Annotated in this window: 16 protein-coding genes and 1 pseudogene; 11 read left to right on the forward strand and 6 right to left on the reverse strand. The window is 41.0% G+C overall.

The features are described 5' to 3' along the window. Positions 1-305: 305 nt before the first annotated feature. Complete coding sequence (locus G3341_RS15005) at positions 306-1,592, forward strand: citrate synthase (RefSeq protein ID WP_154621922.1); 1,287 nt, start codon at positions 306-308, stop codon at positions 1,590-1,592. A gap of 184 nt (positions 1,593-1,776) precedes the next feature. Here G3341_RS15005 and G3341_RS15010 read toward each other — a convergent pair whose 3' ends face one another. Beyond that, positions 1,777-2,550, reverse strand: a complete 774-nt coding sequence (locus G3341_RS15010) for an AraC family transcriptional regulator (RefSeq protein WP_154621921.1) — start codon at positions 2,548-2,550, stop codon at positions 1,777-1,779. 102 nt (positions 2,551-2,652) lie between these two features. On the opposite strand from G3341_RS15010, the gene G3341_RS15015 reads away from it, so the two are divergent. After that, the gene (locus G3341_RS15015) at positions 2,653-3,780 is read left to right on the forward strand and encodes a multidrug effflux MFS transporter (protein ID WP_154621920.1); all 1,128 of its coding nucleotides are present in this window, start codon (positions 2,653-2,655) and stop codon (positions 3,778-3,780) included. A gap of 65 nt (positions 3,781-3,845) precedes the next feature. Here G3341_RS15015 and G3341_RS15020 read toward each other — a convergent pair whose 3' ends face one another. Next, the gene (locus G3341_RS15020) at positions 3,846-4,589 is read right to left on the reverse strand and encodes a type 2 GTP cyclohydrolase I (protein WP_154621919.1); all 744 of its coding nucleotides are present in this window, start codon (positions 4,587-4,589) and stop codon (positions 3,846-3,848) included. Between the two features lie 866 nt (positions 4,590-5,455). On the opposite strand from G3341_RS15020, the gene G3341_RS15025 reads away from it, so the two are divergent. Then, positions 5,456-6,265: a DUF1460 domain-containing protein gene (locus G3341_RS15025; RefSeq protein WP_163862767.1), complete on the forward strand. Its 810-nt coding sequence runs from the start codon at positions 5,456-5,458 to the stop codon at positions 6,263-6,265. Between the two features lie 134 nt (positions 6,266-6,399). Beyond that, positions 6,400-6,591 (forward strand): hypothetical protein, encoded by a 192-nt coding sequence (locus tag G3341_RS15030; protein WP_154622182.1) that lies wholly within the window; start codon positions 6,400-6,402, stop codon positions 6,589-6,591. Between the two features lie 206 nt (positions 6,592-6,797). On the opposite strand, the gene G3341_RS15035 is transcribed toward G3341_RS15030, so the two are convergent. Next, positions 6,798-7,004, reverse strand: coding sequence for a YbfA family protein (locus G3341_RS15035; protein ID WP_154622181.1), 207 nt, complete (start codon positions 7,002-7,004; stop codon positions 6,798-6,800). 412 nt (positions 7,005-7,416) lie between these two features. Here G3341_RS15035 and G3341_RS20990 point away from each other — a divergent pair, with 412 nt between their 5' ends. Genes G3341_RS20990 through kdpE form a run of 6 tightly spaced genes read left to right on the forward strand, consistent with a single transcriptional unit; the run spans position 7,417 to position 15,268 of the window. Then, positions 7,417-7,506, forward strand: coding sequence for a potassium-transporting ATPase subunit F (locus G3341_RS20990; RefSeq protein WP_163862769.1), 90 nt, complete (start codon positions 7,417-7,419; stop codon positions 7,504-7,506). A gap of 1 nt (position 7,507) precedes the next feature. Next, on the forward strand, positions 7,508-9,211 hold the full coding sequence (gene kdpA / locus G3341_RS15045; RefSeq protein ID WP_163862771.1) for a potassium-transporting ATPase subunit KdpA: 1,704 nt from the start codon (positions 7,508-7,510) through the stop codon (positions 9,209-9,211). 14 nt (positions 9,212-9,225) lie between these two features. Further along, positions 9,226-11,289: a potassium-transporting ATPase subunit KdpB gene (gene kdpB, locus G3341_RS15050; RefSeq protein WP_163862773.1), complete on the forward strand. Its 2,064-nt coding sequence runs from the start codon at positions 9,226-9,228 to the stop codon at positions 11,287-11,289. Positions 11,290-11,299: 10 nt separating this feature from the next. Next, entirely contained in the window at positions 11,300-11,893 is a 594-nt protein-coding gene (gene kdpC / locus G3341_RS15055; RefSeq protein WP_154622178.1) for a potassium-transporting ATPase subunit KdpC, read from the forward strand. A gap of 8 nt (positions 11,894-11,901) precedes the next feature. After that, a complete protein-coding gene (kdpD, locus tag G3341_RS15060) occupies positions 11,902-14,616 on the forward strand; it encodes a two-component system sensor histidine kinase KdpD (RefSeq protein WP_163862774.1) in 2,715 nt (904 codons plus the stop codon). Further along, entirely contained in the window at positions 14,588-15,268 is a 681-nt protein-coding gene (kdpE, locus tag G3341_RS15065) for a two-component system response regulator KdpE (protein WP_163862776.1), read from the forward strand. Before kdpD ends, kdpE begins: the two co-directional genes overlap by 29 nt. Before the next feature lie 56 nt (positions 15,269-15,324). On the opposite strand, the gene G3341_RS15070 is transcribed toward kdpE, so the two are convergent. Further along, positions 15,325-16,191 (reverse strand): hypothetical protein, encoded by an 867-nt coding sequence (locus G3341_RS15070; RefSeq protein WP_154622175.1) that lies wholly within the window; start codon positions 16,189-16,191, stop codon positions 15,325-15,327. 1,216 nt (positions 16,192-17,407) lie between these two features. Here G3341_RS15070 and G3341_RS20750 point away from each other — a divergent pair. Next, positions 17,408-17,494, forward strand: a pseudogene (locus tag G3341_RS20750) (hypothetical protein); the annotation flags it as partial. Between the two features lie 241 nt (positions 17,495-17,735). Here G3341_RS20750 and glnS read toward each other — a convergent pair. Further along, complete coding sequence (gene glnS, locus G3341_RS15080; protein ID WP_163863637.1) at positions 17,736-19,403, reverse strand: glutamine--tRNA ligase; 1,668 nt, start codon at positions 19,401-19,403, stop codon at positions 17,736-17,738. Between the two features lie 157 nt (positions 19,404-19,560). Continuing rightward, positions 19,561-20,376, reverse strand: coding sequence for a sulfite exporter TauE/SafE family protein (locus G3341_RS15085; RefSeq protein WP_163862778.1), 816 nt, complete (start codon positions 20,374-20,376; stop codon positions 19,561-19,563). Between the last annotated feature and the right edge of the window lie 119 nt (positions 20,377-20,495).

Raw genomic sequence — 20,495 nt, forward strand, 5'->3', positions numbered from 1 at the left:
ATATATGGCTGGTAGAATTATTTGAACGTCGCCAGTATCTCAACCGGCGTAAAAAAACAAAAGTTATGAAATTCGTTTCCCTTACTAAAAATAATGATATTGTAGGGAAAACAACAAAAAGAACATAACATCTACACACTCGTAAACAACCTAAAAAAACATTGTCGTCGGTCGTACGGTTTCAGAATTTAATGTGATAGCTAGCTGATTTCCACAACACACCGGTAGAACAATGCGCAAAGACACAGTATAACGCTGGGTTCTGGTTGTTGGGTGTTGATTATCAAGCGCTAAGGAGACCGTAAATGGCTGATAACAAAGCTAAGCTAACGACTGAGAGTGCAAGTACAATTGAACTAGACATTCTATCCCCAACTCTCGGTCAAGACGTTATCGATGTCCGAACTTTAGGTTCAAAAGGGTATTACACTTACGACCCTGGATTTACTTCTACTGCTTCATGTGAATCAAAAATCACGTATATCGACGGTGATAAAGGTATTCTGCTACACCGCGGTTTTCCAATTGACCAATTGGCAACCGAAGCCTCTTACCTTGAAGTCTGCTATATCCTGCTCTACGGCGAAGCACCTACTCAAGAACAATATGAAACATTCAAAAACACGGTCACTCGCCATACCATGATCCATGAGCAGATCACTCGCATGCTGACGGGTTTCCGTCGTGACTCACACCCTATGGCTGTTTTATGCGGCGTTACGGGTGCATTAGCCGCTTTCTACCATGATGCTCTGGATGTTAATAATCCGCGCCATCGTGAAATCACGGCTTATCGCCTGCTGTCTAAAATGCCTACCGTTGCGGCGATGTGCTACAAGTATTCAATCGGCCAACCTTTTGTTTATCCACGTAATGACCTGTCGTATGCAGGTAATTTCTTGTACATGATGTTCTCAACACCTTGTGAAGATTATGTGGTTAACCCAGTGCTTGAGCGCGCGATGGATCGTATTTTAATCCTGCACGCTGATCACGAACAAAATGCCTCTACCTCAACGGTACGTACTGCGGGTTCTTCCGGCGCTAACCCATTCGCTTGTATCGCTGCGGGTATTGCCTCTCTATGGGGACCAGCTCATGGTGGTGCTAACGAAGCTTGCTTGCGTATGTTGGAAGAAATTCAAACTGTTGAGCACATTCCTGCCTTTATCGAACGTGCGAAAGACAAAAATGATTCTTTCCGCTTGATGGGCTTTGGTCACCGTGTGTACAAAAACCACGACCCACGTGCAACCGTGATGCGTGAGACCTGCCATGAAGTTCTTAATGAGCTAGGCCTCAATGACAGCTTGCTTGAAGTGGCCATGGAACTGGAACGTATCGCACTGAACGACCCGTATTTCATTGAGAAAAAACTGTACCCAAATGTTGACTTCTATTCAGGTATCATCTTGAAAGCAATGGGTATTCCTTCATCTATGTTCACCGTTATCTTTGCAATTGCCCGTACTATCGGATGGATTGCCCATTGGAACGAAATGCATGATGACGGACTGAAAATCGCGCGCCCTCGTCAGCTATACACGGGTTATGGCAAACGTGATTTTAATTCGAACCTAAAGGCTAAATAATTCAAAGGGCAGCTAAGCGATCATTGCATGCGCAACGATACACAGGCACTAGCATGTGAATTCGTGTAAACAGATAAAATCGCCAATGCAGCCACTTGAAATATAAAGAATTAGTCAAAAATAATATTCTAACTAAATAACAAGATACAACCCTACATACCAAAGCCCCATTTTCGGGGCTTTTCTATTTTTTATCCGCAAGGTGCTGATATTCTTTTGGGGTAACACCACTCATTTTTCGAAAGAAACTAATGAAAGCACTATCACTACTCAATCCCAGCTCTTGAGTAATAAAAGAGTAAGTTTTCCCTTGCGCTAATAGCTCAACCGCCTTGATAAAACGCCATTGTTGCCTCCATGCCTGATAACTCATTCCTGTTTCGTGTAAAAATAGACGAGTAATGGTTTTTTCACTCGCGCCTATTGTTTTAGCCAGTTCCATCAAGGGCGGAGGAAGTTGTTCCATGTTTAAATTTTTCATACGACGATCTTGCGGTATCGCTAGTAGCATTGGCTCTTTGCTAGCATGTTGTAATTCATCAATAAACACGGGTAATAAATTAGCAAGCCTTCCCTGCTGCCAATTGCTATCAAATGGAGCCACTGCGATACGCTCAAGTAATTCCCTTAATAATGCGGTTACCGTTAAAATCATCACCTCATCACCTACTTGATGAGCAATTTGTTGGTTCAAATACACTGAACGATAGCCAACCGAAGCCCTCATTTGTGCTCGATGGACAATATTTGCGGGGATCCACGCCACTCGTCCTGGCGGTAATAACGATAAACGATTTTCTAATGAAATAAGAATACAACCTTGCTGAGTGAACAGTAATTGCCCCATGTTGTGAGAATGAAATCCCGAATCATGCCGACCCATTTCTGCTGCAATACCCAAGATAGGCGCCTGATACCAATGGGTTTCAAATTTATCATGCTGATTAAGCCAAGCCATAACATGTCCTGTTTTTGATATTTATTGTCTTTATTATTGTAATAAGACAGCGAAAATACAATTAAACTGCCCGCCATTAGTGACAACTATAGGATTATTAACATGAAACATCCTCTTTCATTATGGCTGGCTGTGGCCTTAATGATGTTTCCACAAATCGTAGAGACCATTTACAGCCCCGCATTGACCAGTATTGCCATTGCATTTCAGGTTAATGCCGAACAAGCTTCACAAACGCTTTCATTCTATTTCTTTGCGTTTGCATTAGGCGTGATATTTTGGGGAAGAATGTGTGACACATTAGGTCGCCGTCCAACAATACTTGCGGGACTTTTGTTATATGGCATAGCTTCCATATGTGCTTTATTTATATCACATTTTTATTTATTACTCTTTTTACGTATGGTCTCTGCTTTTGGTGCGGCAGTAGGCTCAATTGGTACACAAACGGCCATGCGCGACAGCTACCAAGGCCATGAATTAGCAAAAGTCTTTTCAATTATGGGGATCGCACTTGCTATCAGTCCTGCGCTTGGCATGTTAGCTGGCGCTATTTTGGTCAGTGGCGGTGGCTACCAAGCCGTTTTTATGGGTTTAGCCGTTTTAGCAATAGGGTTATTGTTATGGTCTTGTTATCGCCTACCAGAGACGCGACCTGAAAATGTGATACGCCACCCATTTTTAAGCACGTTATTGGCCATGATTCAGGATAAAGAAATTATCAGAAATGTGATATTAATAGCATTTTTCAACATTAATTTATTCAGTTATTATCAGTTAGCGCCATTCCATTTTGAACAATTGGCGCTATCGCAACAACAATTTGGTCTAACTGGCATTTTATTAGCGCTAGGCGTAGGCATAGGTTCCATCGTAAATCGTCATTTACTGGCTAAAAATTGGACAGCAGAAAAGTTAGTGAAGCTATCAAGCTTTATTTCACTGCTTAGCAGCTGCTTAGTTTTTATACTTATGCATTCAGTTTGGTTTGTTTTGCCCGTTATTGGGGTCGTAATTGGTTATGGTATTGCCATCCCAAACATTCTTGCTCATGCACTTAATCGTTATTCGAGCAATAAAGGGACTGCTGGCGCAATATTAGGGCTGTTTTACTATGTTGGACTTGCGATAGGTTTACTGATTGCGGGTTGGAGTCAACATTTAGGCGCTACTTTAATCATTTCTAGCATCATACTTGGCGTATCATCATTACGTTATCGAACCCATTAATCCAATCATGTGCAGCACATACTGTCTTGTGCTGCACTACTTTTATTTTTTATTCTAAAAACTGTTTAAGCTGGATTATCGATATCCACAAACACGGCATCTAACCCATGATTATCGACCAACCATTGGGTGAGTGCTTTAATTCCGTAACGTTCCGTGGCATGGTGCCCTGCCGAATAAAAATGGATCCCCATCTCTCTTGCAATATGAATCGTTTGTTCAGAAACTTCCCCTGTCACAAACGCATCAACACCAAATTCAGCCGCCTGAAGAATAAAACCTTGCCCGCCACCAGTACACCAAGCAATTTGACGGATCTCTTGTTTACCTGTTTCTCCACAATGGAGTGTTTTACGATTAAGACGAGTTTCCAATCGTTCATTGAGCTCAGCAGGCGTAATAGGTTGATCAAAATAGCCAAAAGGCATTAGCGGGTCGATGTGCCCATCAATTTTTACCCCCATGAGGTGCGCTAGCTGAGTGTTATTACCAAGGTGGGGATGTGCATCTAAAGGTAAGTGATACCCGTATAAATTAATATCATTTTCAAGCAAAGTTTTTAAACGCTTCCTCTTCATGCCCTTGATAACCACAGGTTCATTTTTCCAAAAATAACCATGGTGAACAATGACCGCATCGGCATTCATCTCAACCGCTTTATCAAGTAGAGCTTGGCAAGCTGTCACCCCTGTCACTATCTTTTGTACATGTGAACGGCCTTCAACTTGTAAACCGTTAGGTGCATAGTCATGAAACTCGCTAACCTTCAGCTCATTATTGATAAGTTCTTCCAACGCTAAATTACGCATAATCGAGTCCTTTTACAGCATCATTTTGTCTTTACTGGATAAAAATGATTTATTCATTGGCAAAATTCAATACTGCCTAGCTTATAAGCCTATGCCATAAAAGGAAACGGCTATTTTAAACAATTCGTAGAGAGCTGATCTCTACAGAAACTAAAGATGAATCCGTCGTTTATCCTATGCTGCAATCACAAAGCGCTTGTCAATATGTTATCTAGCGCTTTTAAACACAGATAGCCTACCTCAAACACTTGCTCCCATATGACGCGAGCTTATTTCAATAAGAGGAATATTTTATGCAAACACTTTTAACGTCAATAACATTAAGTTTGCCCTGCAACCTCTAAGCAAAAGTAATGTTATTATCTTTAGGCATACCCCTCTTAAATAAGCGTAAAATCAGACTGGGTATTTTACGTCGTTTTTCCTCTAAAGATTATCTACTTTAAATTAATCATTAAAATAAAACCCTTATTACGAGTATATAAATCAACTTATCATAGATTAATCATTTTTTATTTTTAAACAAACGAACATATTAAAAACAGGCAACCTAAACACTAAAATAAAAACAACAAAAATGTGTTAAACCCATTTTCAATGATAACCCTCTGTTATACAAAACTATTAATAAACACACCAATATAAAATATAAATCAATCTTTTGAATTTATTACCTTCATTATGATAAACAACATAAAAAAACACAAATTATTTGTGTTTCCCCCGCATATATGTCAGCACCTTTTTATTTTATATTTATAGGGAAATTAAACGAAATTTAAATAATGTGTTATTTTTCGTTGCCATCAAAAACAATCTAAAATATTACTAATAATCCCATTCAGTCTTAATAGGTACTAATAATAATGATTAAATTACCCTTATTGGTGGTATTGTCTTTTTCTTTGGCGGGTTGTTCCTCAAGTGAGAAAATTAAAATTGGTTATCCTATTTTAATAACAGAAAGCACCAAACAAAAAATCAATGATATCATTAATAATGACGTCATACCGAACCAGACGTTGAGTTATGATGAAAAGATCAATCGTATCTCAGCTACATTTTTAGGCACGCCGTATGTTGCGAATACATTAATAGGTGGTCCAGAACAACAAGAAACCCTCGTCGCGAACTTTGAGGGTGTCGATTGTTTTACATATCTGGATTATGTCGTTGCACTTAGCCTTTCTAATAATGAAAAATCCTTTTTAAATTCATTGGTTAATACCCGTTATAAGGATTCCAAAGTCACTTATTATAAACGTAAGCATTTCTTCACAGATTGGTATGCCGTAGCACCTAAAAATGCCATTGATGTTACTGCAACAATTAGCCCAAATAGCATCACGGTAGAAAAAAATTTAAATATAAAATCAGATGGCAGTGAATACATAAAAGGATTAGGCGCTATTCCTAGAACAATCACTTATATTCCGGGTAATATGATCAACCAATCGGTGATTGATAACATAAAAACAGGTGACTATATTGGCGTATATTCACCAATAAGTGGTTTAGATGTCTCTCATACTGGCTTTGCGATTAAGAAGGATGGTCAATTATGGTATCGAAATGCCTCGTCTTTATCTAAAAATAATAAAGTCGTTGATACGCCCTTTCTTGAATATATGAGCACAAGGCCCGGTATTTTAGTTTTACGCTCGATATCTAAATAAATGCATATGAAAGTAAAGAGCCCCTTCACTTTTCACAAGTAATTTAAAACTGATAAAAACACTAAGCGCATTTTATTTTTCAACACCATCATTTCATATATTAAACGCTTTAATTAATACTGTTTGGAGGAATAATGAAATATACAATGTTACTTATATCGACATTTTACCTACTCCCTCTAACGGCAAAAGCAATTACCGTTGAAGGCAATGATGTTAAACCCATCAAAAAGATTGAATATTGTTTTGTCGATTGGGTTAATAACCCACTAAAATTACTCTCTTGTAGCTTAATTGGAGAAGTTCCACCTGATAGTGATAAATAAACCTATTCATCACTCGTCACGATACTCATTCTCTCTTATGTTTGACTTATCAAAGAACATAAAAATTTATTATGAAAAATCGTCAGAAAAAGGCGTGATAGAAAGAGGGAGATAACGAGTTAAAGTCATCGTTTGATTTAATCCCCTTTCCCCACAATATTTTGTCGTTATTGCGGGGAACAGGGTCGCACTAATACGTATCGTTATTAACGATGCGTCTCCATTGTCATTTCAGAACGATCAAGCCAAACAGGCTTATCGCTTGTTTTTGCCCAAACTTTATGGAGATAACTATAAAACTTAGCGCGTTGTGGATAAAAAGCCATAACCGGAAATGCAAGTATGCCAGCGGTTAACGCTGCTGTGCGGCGTAAAAGCACCTGATTACGGGAATATTCGTGATATGTGGACATCGATATCCTCCTGTCAGTAGCCACATTATTTGCCGATTTTAACTTCTCTCTTTCACAACACATCATCTCATTGGAGAGTGACTAAAATCGGACAGATAGTATGAAAGGTAAATTAACTACCTTAATAATACTCTTCATTTGGTAATTTTACTACTGATCTGACCACTTAAATAAGAAAAAAATCACTAATTCACCCGTAAAAATGTAAGTTTATTACAGATCTTAACAAAATAACGAACAAAAGAAACAAAATAACCACAGAAAATTAACAATGTATTGTTAACAAATCAGGCCATGACTGCTTTTGATTGCGATTTTTATACTTTTTTTACACCGCTCTCTGGTTTTTTTTCAGCTTATTTACAACGCAATTCTTATGCTGTCTCCATGGGAATAATAAGGAGAAACTACAGTGTCATTACTTTCCATCCTCGGGACAGTCTTCGTTGCTTTACTGTTGGTCTATCTAATTTATGTTCTGCTTAATGCGGAGGAATTTTAAGATGGCCGTAACTGCGCTTCTACTCATCGCCAGCTTTTTGCTGGTGCTTATTGTATTAGCAAAACCATTAGGTTTGTTTATTGCTCGTTTAATTGAAGGTGACATGCCACGTTTTGTTATGAAAACTGAAGCCGTGGTATGGCGTTGCAGTGGACTAAAACAACCAGGTCGAGAAATGACCGAAATGAATTGGTCACGTTACGCTCTGGCGATACTTCTATTTAACCTTTTAGGTTTTATCCTGCTGTTCACTCTATTGATATTTCAAGGGCATCTTCCACTTAATCCACAACAGCTGCCAGGAATGAATTGGGATCTCGCGTTCAATACTGCGGTGAGCTTCGTGACGAATACTAACTGGCAATCGTACAGCGGCGAAAACAGCTTAAGTTACCTTAGTCAAATGGCAGGCTTAACAGTGCAAAATTTTTTATCTGCCGCGACAGGAATTGCAGTCGTCTTTGCATTAATCCGTGCTTTTGTACGCCACAATAGCAAAACGTTAGGTAATGCTTGGGTAGATATCACCCGCATTACCCTCTATTTACTCTTACCTTTAGCCATTATTTTTGCGCTATTCTTTGTAAGCCAAGGCGTCATTCAAAGTTTTTCCCCATACGCTTTAAGTGATAACTTAAATAGCTCCGCACAATTCATTCCAATGGGGCCAGTTGCATCCCAAGAAGCCATCAAACTATTGGGAACAAATGGTGGCGGTTTCTTCGGTGCTAACTCATCCCACCCTTTTGAAAACCCAACAGCACTGAGTAATTTTGTGCAAATGCTCGCGATATTCTTGATCCCAACAGCATTGTGCTTTGCTTTTGGTCGTACTGTTGGCGATAACAAGCAAGGCAACGCCCTGCTTTGGGTGATGGCCATTATCTTTGTTATTGCCGCAATGCTGGTGATCAATGCCGAATATGTTGGTAACCCTTTCTTAAGTGAGTTTTCCGCGAGCAGTACCGCCAATATGGAAGGTAAAGAAAGTCGATTCGGTATTCTTGGCTCTGCATTGTATGCCGTTGTCACTACCGCTGCGTCATGCGGCGCAGTAAATGGAATGCATGATTCGTTCACCGCTTTAGGTGGCATGATCCCAATGTGGTTAATGCAGATCGGTGAAGTGGTGTTTGGTGGTGTGGGTTCAGGCCTATATGGCATGCTGTTATTTGTTTTACTTGCCGTATTTATTGCTGGCTTAATGATCGGACGTACACCTGAATATTTAGGTAAAAAAATTGAAGTCCGTGAAATGAAATTGGTCGCTATTGCCATTTTAGTCACGCCCACTTTAGTACTTTGTGGTACGACTCTGGCGTTAATGACCGAAACAGGACGTGCTGCCATTTTAAATCCAGGTGCTCATGGGTTTAGTGAAGTGCTGTATGCCTTCTCTTCAGCAGCAAATAATAACGGTAGTGCTTTTGCTGGACTCAGTACTAATACCCCGTTTTATAACACAATATTGGCGATTGTTATGCTACTAGGACGTTTTGGTGTCATCTTACCCGTCTTGGCCATTGCAGGTTCTCTGACCATGAAAAAACCACAAATAGCCAATACGGCAAACTTACCGACTCATGGCCCTGTATTTGTCGGCCTATTGATCTTAACCGTTTTACTCATCGGTGCGCTAACTTTCGTTCCCGCTCTCGCATTGGGACCGATAGCAGAACATTTGCAAATTAAGTTAGCAGCATAATGAGGGTCATTAAAATGAACAGTAAAAAAACTCAATTATTCGATAGTGCGTTAGTTCGTCAATCAATTATTGATGCAGTTAAGAAATGTGCTCCACAGGCGCAATGGCGCAACCCTGTTATGTTTGTGGTGTATATTGGCAGCATTATCACTACCTTGCTATGGCTAGCAATGTTAGCGAATTACGCAGAAGGTAATGCTTGGTTTAGTGGCATGATTACGCTATGGCTATGCTTTACCGTTTTATTTGCTAATTTTGCTGAAGCACTTGCAGAAGGACGCAGTAAAGCTCAGGCGGCGAGTTTAAAAGGCGTTAAAAAACGCAGTAGCGCTATCCGCCTTGCTGAGGCCAATTTAGATTCAGCACAAGAAACGGTAAATTCAGATCAACTTCGCAAAGGTGACATTGTTTTGATCCGTGCGGGTGACATCATTCCTTGTGATGGTGAAGTTCTGGAGGGGGGAGCTTCCGTCGATGAAAGTGCGATCACGGGTGAATCAGCCCCTGTGATCCGTGAGTCAGGGGGGGATTTCTCTTCTGTCACCGGCGGTACTCGTGTCTTATCCGACTGGCTGATCGTGGAATGTACCGTTAACCCCGGTGAAACCTTCCTTGATCGAATGATTTCCATGGTTGAAGGCGCACAACGCCGTAAAACACCGAATGAGATAGCACTCACCATTCTATTAACTGCTCTTACTATTATCTTTTTATTGGCCTGTGCAACCCTCTACCCATATACCCTGTTTTCAGCGGAATATGCTGGGGCAGGTAACGCCATTTCCGTTCTCGTGCTTATTGCGCTATTAATCTGCCTCATTCCTACAACCATTGGAGGGTTACTTTCCTCGATTGGTGTTGCTGGCATGAGCCGTATGTTAAGTGCCAATGTCATTGCCACCAGCGGACGTGCTGTTGAAGCTGCTGGTGATGTTGATGTGTTGCTGCTCGATAAAACAGGAACTATCACGTTAGGAAATCGACAAGCGTCGGCATTTTTACCGTTAACAGGCGTAACCGAACAACAATTAGCGGATGCAGCACAACTGTCCTCTTTAGCGGATGAAACCCCTGAAGGACGCAGCATTGTCGTCCTTGCAAAACAAAAATTTAATTTGCGTGAAAGAGACATTCATTCATTAAATGCTACTTTTGTTCCCTTTTCAGCAATGACACGAATGAGTGGAGTTAATGTGGGTGACAGAATGATACGCAAAGGCTCTGCCGATGCGATACGCCGTTATGTTGAAGCCAATCACAGTAAGTTTCCACTTGAGGCGGATCAACTGGTAGAAAAAGTTGCTCACCAAGGAGGCACCCCATTAGTTGTTGTCGATAACCAAACCGTCCTAGGTATTGTCGCTTTAAAAGATATTGTTAAAGGGGGGATCAAAGAACGTTTTGCTCAGATGCGTAGCATGGGGATCAAAACCGTGATGATTACCGGCGATAACCATCTAACGGCTGCCGCTATCGCTGCTGAAGCAGGTGTTGATGATTTCTTAGCGGAAGCGACCCCAGAAACGAAATTAGCCTTGATCCGCCAATATCAAGCAGAAGGTCGGTTGGTTGCCATGACGGGTGATGGTACTAACGATGCTCCAGCTCTGGCTCAAGCCGATGTCGCTGTTGCCATGAACTCAGGAACTCAAGCGGCAAAAGAAGCGGGTAACATGGTGGACTTAGACTCTAACCCGACTAAATTAATTGAAGTCGTACACATTGGTAAACAAATGCTCATGACGCGAGGTTCGTTAACCACATTTAGTATCGCCAATGATATCGCCAAATATTTTGCCATTATTCCTGCTGCTTTTGCCGTGACTTGGCCACAGTTGAACGTATTGAATATTATGAACTTGCATTCACCTGCTTCGGCACTGTTATCGGCAGTCATTTTTAATGCGTTGATCATTGTCTTTTTGATCCCCTTAGCCTTAAAAGGGATCAACTACCGCCCTATGAGTTCGCAATCACTACTACAACGAAATCTCAGTATTTATGGTCTTAGCGGCTTACTCGTTCCCTTTATCGGTATCAAGCTTATCGACATGATTATTAGCTTATTTGGTTTTTAAGGAATAGATTATGAACACGATTCGTTCATCAATTGTAGTATTAATTTTATTAGCGATAATAACTGGTGTGGCTTATCCTTTACTTGTTACAGGACTCGCGAATGTACTGTTTCCTTGGCAGGCGCAAGGGTCGCTCATAGAACAAAATGGGCGAGTGGTTGGATCAGCATTAATTGGTCAACACTACCAGTCCGACCGCTACTTTTTCGGCCGCCCTTCAGCAACGGCGGAGTTCCCATATAACTCATTAGCCTCTGGAGGCAGTAATCTTGCGGTAAGTAATCCAGTATTATATGAGTCATTTGAACAACGTCGTGAACAACTGAGAAAACAAAATCCAGATGCTGGACAAGCCGTTCCCGTCGATCTACTAACCGCTTCTGCAAGTGGCTTAGATCCCAATATTTCGGTTGCGGCTGCACTTTATCAAGCGCCTCGTATTGCGAAAAAAAGAGAGATTGCGCTGAGGGAGGTTGAATCTCTCATTGCAGCACAAACTGAAAGCCCCCTCCTTGCCTTTATGGGAGAACCCGTTGTGAATGTATTGCAATTGAACATCGCATTGGATGAGCTTAAACCACAAACGCATCAGCCCACTCACTGAGGTTAATTATGGATAATCAAGACCCAGTACGCCCAAATCCAGATGAGTTGCTCGTAAAAGCAAATGAAACTGGCCGAGGCAAGCTTAAGATATTTTTCGGCGCCTGTGCAGGCGTCGGAAAAACGTATGCGATGTTACAAGAGGCTCAACGCTTACGCACTCAAGGGTTAGATGTTGTGATTGGCGTTGTCGAAACACATGAACGGGAAGAAACGGCGGCATTACTGGATGGGCTATCTCAGCTGCCGCCTCGTCGGTTAAACCATCGTGGGCGCCGCATGAGCGCCTTTGATATTGATGCTGCAATTGCAAGGCATCCAGCCATTATTTTAATGGATGAATTGGCATTTAGTAATCCAGCCGGTAGTCGCCATCCTAAACGATGGCAAGATGTGGAAGAACTTCTTGATGCCGGCATTGATGTTTTAACGACAATTAATGTACAGCATATTGAAAGTTTAAATGATGTGGTCGGTAGCATCACGGGGATCCGTGTGCGAGAAACCGTGCCCGATCATATTTTCGATGCAGCCGATGAAATTGTCTTAGTCGATCTACCTCCCGATGATCTCCGTCAGCGTCTTAACGAAGGCAAGGTCTATATCCCAGCACAGGCAGAACGCGCTATTGAGCATTTTTTTCGTAAAGGGAATTTAATAGCCCTAAGGGAATTAGCGCTACGTCGCACCGCGGATCGCGTTGACGACCAAATGCGAGAGTTTCGCGATGGTAAAGGACAAGCCCCTGTCTGGCATACGCGCGATGGCCTGTTATTATGCATAGGGCATAATCGTGGCAATGAAAAGCTCGTTCGTGCCGCAGCACGGCTCGCTGCAAAATTTGGGTCTGTCTGGCACGCCGTGTATGTTGAAACGCCAAAACTGCATCGGCTTCCAGAGGGGCACCGTAGAGCGATTCTTAAAGCATTACGTTTAGCTCAAGACTTAGGCGCTGAAACAGCAACGTTATCTGACCCTTCTGAAGAAAAAGCGATTTTACGTTACGCACGTGAACATAATCTTGGCAAAATTCTGGTTGGACGGCGCATTAAACGCCGTGGATGGTTAGGCTCACGCACTAGCTTTGCGGATCGATTAGGTGCATTAGGGCCAGATTTGGATTTAATCATCGTTGCACTCGAAGAAAAGAGTGATTGGGTGAAAGAACCTGAACGGAAACCATTTTCTGAAAAATGGCGTACTGACATTAACGGTTTTTTAGTTGTGATCGCGATATGTGCGCTTATCACTGTATTTTCGCGTACTTTTTTACTGGCGCTCGATAAAGCCAACCTAGTTACCCTGTATTTACTCGGTGTGGTTCTTGTGGCGCTCTTTTATGGACGCAGACCATCCATTTTTGCAGCGCTTATCAATGTCATTAGTTTTGACCTCTTTTTTGTACAGCCCCACTTTTCTCTGGCCATTATGGACATGCAATACTTGGTGACCTTTACCGTAATGCTTATTGTCGGTGTGGTGGTTGGTAATCTCACGGCAGGTATGCGATATCAGGCAAGAATTGCCCGTTATCGAGAGCAACGGACTCGCCACCTGTATGAAATGACGAAAGAATTAAGCCAAGCGCTCACCGAGCAAGATATCGGTAAAGCAGGCTACCATTTTATTAACAATGCCTTTCAGGCGAAAACCTGCTTACTCTTGCCAGATGAAAACAATCAATTAATGCCATTGTTATGTGAAGGCCATAGCGCGATGCAAATTGATCAAGCTATCGCTAAATGGAGTTTTGACAAGCGTCAACCCGCGGGTGCTGGTACCGATACACTACCAAGTGTACCTTATCAACTACAACCCATTACCACGGTCGATCAAACGCTAGCCGTGCTCGCTATCGAACCCAATAATTTGCGCCAACTATTGATCCCTGAACAACAGCGCATGCTACAAACATTTACAGGGTTGATTGCTAGCGCGCTAGCGCGTTTACAATTAGCAAAACAAGCGGAAATCGCAAAACTCAACATTGAGCGCGAGCAGTTGCGAAACTCTTTGTTAGCAGCACTATCCCATGACCTAAAAACACCGTTAACGGTACTGTTTGGCCAAGCAGAAATTTTGACCTTGAACCTTAGCGCAGAAAACTCCCCTTATACGGAGCAAGTTAACCAAATGCGCCAGCAAATACTCAGTACTTCCCGTTTAGTGAATAACTTGTTGGATATGGCAAGACTGCAATCAGGGGGGATACAACCGAATTTTGAGTGGCAATCACTGCAAGAGATCACAGGCAGTGCGATAAGAACCCTTGATTACACATTGCATAGTCATCCTTTATCCATTGAAATCCCAGCTAATTTGCTGCTCTACTGTGATGGTAACTTAATTGAACGAGTATTAATTAACTTATTAGAGAACGCCATCAAATACAGCGAAAAAGATACACCAATGGGGATTTGTGCCAATATAGAGGATAACCAAGTACACATTGAAGTTTGGGATGCCAGTAATGCGATTCCCAATGGGCAAGAAAAAACAATTTTTGATAAGTTTTCTCGAGCACAAAAAGAGTCCGCAATCCCTGGTGTTGGCCTTGGATTAGCGATCTGTCGCGCCATTATTCAATTACATGATGGCACCATTTGGGCTGAAAATAACAAAAAAGGTGGAGCCAGCTTCCATTTTGTTTTACCTTTTAAACAACTTCCTGATATTGAAGAGATAGCTGACTATTGTGAACCCCCATCAAATATTGATCATTGAAGATGAAAAAGAGATTCGTCGCTTTGTCCGATTAGCTTTGGAGGGGGAAGGCTGGAAAGTTTTTGAAGCGGAAAATGGCCATCGTGGGTTAATTGAAGCCGGAACTCGCCAACCAGATTTGCTTATACTGGATCTTGGTTTGCCTGATGGTGATGGCCTAAACCTCATTCGTGACCTACGCCAATGGAGCAGCATCCCAATTATCGTACTATCGGCTCGCGAAGAAGAATCACAAAAAGTCGCCGCATTAGATGCTGGCGCAGATGATTACCTCACTAAACCCTTTGGCATTAGTGAGCTGCTCGCAAGAGTAAGAGTCGCGTTACGCCGCTTCAGCAAAAATCAAGAAAGTTCACTATTTCAATTCGGTGATATCTGTATTGATTTTATTAATCGCATCGTCACTAAACAAAATGAAGAATTGCACCTCACCCCCATTGAGTTTCGCTTACTCAGTGAGCTAGTCGCCAATAGCGGTAAGGTTCTAACCCAACGCCATCTGTTATTGCAGGTTTGGGGGCCAAATTATGTTGAACACAACCACTACTTACGCATTTATATGGGTCACTTACGGCAAAAACTGGAAAATGATCCAGCCCGCCCGATTCATTTGCTCACCGAAACGGGGATTGGCTATCGCTTTATGCCATAGCGATTGCATATCAAACGACGGGTTCTGCCGCATTAATACAGTGGAGCGACAGAACGTTAATTAGCTTCTAAGACTAACACCCCAGACGCCGACGATTCGCCAGAAGATAATGCAACACCGGTTAAACTGGCGGTGACATTAATATTGATTGTTTTTAGGGCATTTAATGCAATACCTGAGCCATTCGCGCTAACATTAATATCATTAAGCGCTATTTTAGCTGCGACACCATTTCCAAAACTTAAATTTCCATTTGTATCTACCTTTGAAGAGATTAATTTCAAGGTATAGTCTCTTGCATTACCGCTAGTACAATTTATGGCTAAGTTTCTATTTTGCTTAGCGCTATTTACATCCAATGCGTTCGATAAAAAGTTAAAGTTTAATAATTGATCATTTAGCGTACAGATACTTTTTTGATTTGGCGGATTAATAATCTCAATTTCCCCGTTACGACTATTTCTACCTAGACCTGCTGAAGCTCTATTTATTGCATCATAACAAGCATAAATAAACTCTACATTAATATTTTCCATAAGTTCTAAATTTAGCGGATCACCAAATGATATCGCTGGAATATTTATTCTATTGTTCATGAGATTTGTTATTGTATTTATTGCTGCTGCCCGAGAGCCCAACCGACCATTACACTCATTAGTTGACAGCCTTTCATAATAGGCCGTGTAATTGCCTCTATTTGGAATATAACCAAAAGCTTCCAAACCAACCCTTACCGATGTAGGAAGACCCGTTCCCGGTCTGTTATAAGTTATAAATGTAATCTGTCCTGTACCACCATTACTGACAACCGCGTTCCTATAAGGCCTAGGACCAAAGTCTACACGTGAATCAGCGAAAGCATCAAAACTGAGGATTAGTGGGAATATTAAACATAGATTGATCTTGATTTTATGCATTGCCATATATCACTTTTCATGAAGTTATAGAATATTGTGTTGCTGATTTATTACCATTAACTTAAACTATATTAAAAATTCACCTTTAATCTTTTTTTTGATTGATGAAAATAAATATCCTCGCGCATCGCTATCAATATTCTCACCGAGAATAAAATCACCTTAAATAAAGAAAATAACTCACATAATTACTAACACAATCTTAATAATAAATGACAGCCAAGCTAGCGTGTATACCCCTCTATTGTTTTCACTATATAATGCGTTATTTATGAATTGCACGGTTATTTATGAATATATTTTAACTTTTTGAGATTTTTTAAAATTAACTTTACGTAATACGTTTTCTTTTTTATATCATGAATAGTTAATCGTTATAATAAATTAAATAATTATTAATAATATAAAATAGATGACTATCCCTCAATAAATGATAAAAAACACTGTAAAAATTATCAGGCATCACCATCAGAAAATCAACACCACCATTTATACCTATGAAAAAAAACACCGAACAAGGGTTTCTTTTTATATCTTAAATTAATATATAACAATGAGTTATATATTAATCGCCATTTGTCGTCTTAATAAGATGGTGATAAACGCTATTTGCTATAAAAAAAACAAAAAAGAACAATATATTAATCCAAAAATAATTATTATTAATAACTCCTCACCTTTTGACACATTTTACTCAACTCTAGCGTATTAACAAGCTATCACAACACATCTTAGCGCTTGGTTATTCTTTTGACACAACAAGGGCAACGTATTGTTATTCCGGTGATAGCCAACTATTCCTGCTGAGAACAAACCGCCCTTGATAAAACATTGCCATCCATTCAATCGCCAATAATAGAATTTGTACAGTAGGAAAAATTTTAAATTCCAATATGGTTCGTACCCGCCTTTTAATATTTCGACAGCCTTACCCCGCGGCTATGGCCTAAATAAATCATCCCGCGGTGCAGCGTTAAGTCAGCAACCTAGATATCCCTTCTTCCAGAAAATCTAAGCTCAAAGAATTCGCTAAATAGCACCGGACACATAGTGCAATGATATCGGTTGGATCTTGGAGCCGTGTGAAGGCTTTTGGGTAAGTAAGATATGATATTTCCGTTCAATGGTGGCCCGCTTACCGTTATTGCGTCTTTCTTAGGCCGTCACCTTTAGCCACAATGGTTCTGAATACCGCACTGCCGATGCGGGATCACATCTACGCTTAAAACTGAGCAGAATACAAAAACGTTTGAAAATCCCTAAACAGTTTATCGATAATATTGCCTCAAAATCATCGTTCACTAGGTGAAGAGTATCAAGTTATCGGTGAAAAAAGTCAGGTGACCTTAGGCAACAATGACCTTCATGATTGCTGAAATGAAAAGATGCCGCCCACAGCGCCTTAATGTATTTTATCGCCATAAAAAAATCTCAGGCTCCATTAAGAGTCTGAGATTTTTATTTGTGGCCTTGACATAGCAGACCATCATCGCATTTCCTTTCGATCATTCGTACCACAGCTAAGTGGTCAGCGAAGTCTGAGGAGGAAATTATTGAGCTTCGATCTTAGCCCAAGTATCGCGCAATCCTACTGTACGGTTAAACACCAACTTATCAGCACTGCTTAAACGATTATCGGCACAGAAATAACCTTCACGTTCAAATTGATATGGCTTATCTGTTGCTGCATCACGTAGACTTGGCTCAACAAAGCCTTGTCGAATCACTAATGACTCTGGATTAATCACCGATAAGAAATCATCTTCAGCAGCAGGATTTGGTACAGTAAACAAGCGGTCATAAAGACGAATTTCAGCCGGTAGTGCATGCACTGCACTTACCCAATGGATAACGCCTTTCACCTTACGGCCATCTGCTGGGTCTTTATTTAGCGTTTGTGGATCGTAAGTGCAGTAAATCGTTGTAATGTTACCTTCTGCATCTTTTTCAACACGTTCCGCTTTAATGATATAGGCATTACGCAAGCGTACTTCTTTACCTAATACTAAACGCTTATATTGGCGGTTAGCTTCTTCACGGAAATCCGCACGATCGATATACAACTCACGGCTAAATGGCACTTCACGAGTTCCCATCTCCGGTTTATTCGGATGGTTAGGCGCGGTTAAGATCTCTTCACCTTCAGGCATATTTTCAATGACTAAACGAACGGGATCAATTACCGCCATCGCACGTGGTGCATTCTCATTAAGATCATCACGAATACAAGATTCTAGCGCTGCCATTTCAACGTTATTATCTTGTTTAGTTACCCCAATACGCTGACAAAATTCACGGATTGATGCCGCTGTGTATCCTCGGCGACGTAAACCGGAAATAGTCGGCATACGTGGGTCATCCCAACCATCAACTAATTTATCAGTCACCAGCTGGTTCAGCTTACGCTTAGACATTACCGTATATTCAAGGTTTAACCGCGAGAACTCATATTGACGAGGGTGGCAATCAATGGTGATGTTATCAAGCACCCAGTCATACAAGCGACGGTTGTCTTGGAATTCCAATGTACATAACGAGTGTGTAATTCCTTCCAGCGCATCAGAAATACAATGCGTAAAGTCATACATTGGATAAATACACCATTTGTTACCTGACTGGTGGTGCTCCGCAAACTTGATTCGATACAAAACAGGATCGCGCATAACGATAAAAGGTGATGCCATATCGATTTTGGCGCGTAAACATGCTTTACCTTCTTCAAAGCCACCAGCACGCATTTTTTCAAACAGCGCTAAGTTCTCTTCAACACTACGATCGCGGTAAGGGCTATTTTTACCTGGCTCTTTTAATGTGCCACGATATTCTCGAATTTGTTCTGGGCTCAGTTCATCAACATAAGCCAAACCTTTGTTGATCAGCTCAATCGCATATTGATATAGAGTATCGAAATAATCAGAAGAATAGTGAACTTTACCGCTCCATTGGAACCCAAGCCACTTAACATCTTCTTGAATTGAATTCACATATTCAACATCTTCTTTGACTGGGTTGGTGTCGTCAAAACGTAAGTTGCACTGACCCTGATAGTCCTGTGCGATACCAAAATTCAGGCAAATTGATTTTGCATGACCAATGTGTAAATAGCCATTCGGTTCAGGTGGGAAACGTGTATGTATCGATGTATGTTTCCCGCTCGCCAGATCTTCATCTATGATCTGACGGATAAAATTGGTTGGGCGAGTCTCTGCCTCATTCATTGTCATCATTCCTCAATGCCAAAAGCGCGTAATAGCAAAATATATTCTACCATAATCTGTCAAGAAACAACCGTTTGATCAAATATGTATAATTAAAGATATATTAGCGGATATTTCTCGTACTCATGATGACTTAACCCAATTAATATTCAAATAATTAAGTTAACAACATGACAGCCAATACTATCAGTAATAGCAGTGGATAGCTTTGCGCATGGCGTTTATCACTCAAATATGGCATGAGTAAATTCGCGAAGCGGATCCCTAACCAAGAGCTGACAATTAAGATTAAAGCCCCTTTGACATAAATCATTCCAAGAAACCCATCACCTAGCTCAATATGCTGAGTAAAAGCAAAATAGAGATAAGTGAATGTTCCAGTCACTGCCATCGGTAATGTTAGCGGGTTAGCGAAAGCAGCTGCTTGGATCATACTCGCCCCACGACGGCGCATGAGTGGAACGGTCATCACGCTGCCACCTACCCCTAAAAATGCGGCGACAGCGCCAATCAATAAACCAATAGGTGTATCTGCAACATGGTGCCTATGTGAAGGTGTGATGCCCTCGCGCGATGTCTGCATAAACCCAGGCCTCAAGAAGCAATCTAAAATAGTGATAATAAGATAAATAATAAATAACCAACGGATCCATTCACTATTGACAGAAAGAGCAATAAAGGCACCTAAAACGCCCCCTAAAGAAATGGGGATAATAAATGGACGAATAATGTTCCAGTTTAAATGACCTTTACGATAATGTGCACTCGTCGAAAGTGAAGCCGAAAAAATCATTACACAAGTTGAGGTCGCCACAGCAATTTGCATTGCCACATCATTCGCCTCATTTTGAGGCCCCCATACCAAGGTAATAAGTGCATAAAGTAGCGGAACGGTAATAAAGCCACCACCAAAACCAAACAAAGCGGTAGTGATCCCTGATATAAAGCCAAAAAGACACAATAATAAAACCACAACTAAATCTCCACACATGATTGTTTTATTATCATATCTAGAAGAATTAAAGCCGACTTACGCAAATCAGACAAACTGCATTGAGATTCCGCCAAATTAACATTGGCCTGTCGATCAAA

The organism is Providencia vermicola, assembly GCF_010748935.1.
Lineage (GTDB): Bacteria > Pseudomonadota > Gammaproteobacteria > Enterobacterales > Enterobacteriaceae > Providencia > Providencia zhejiangensis.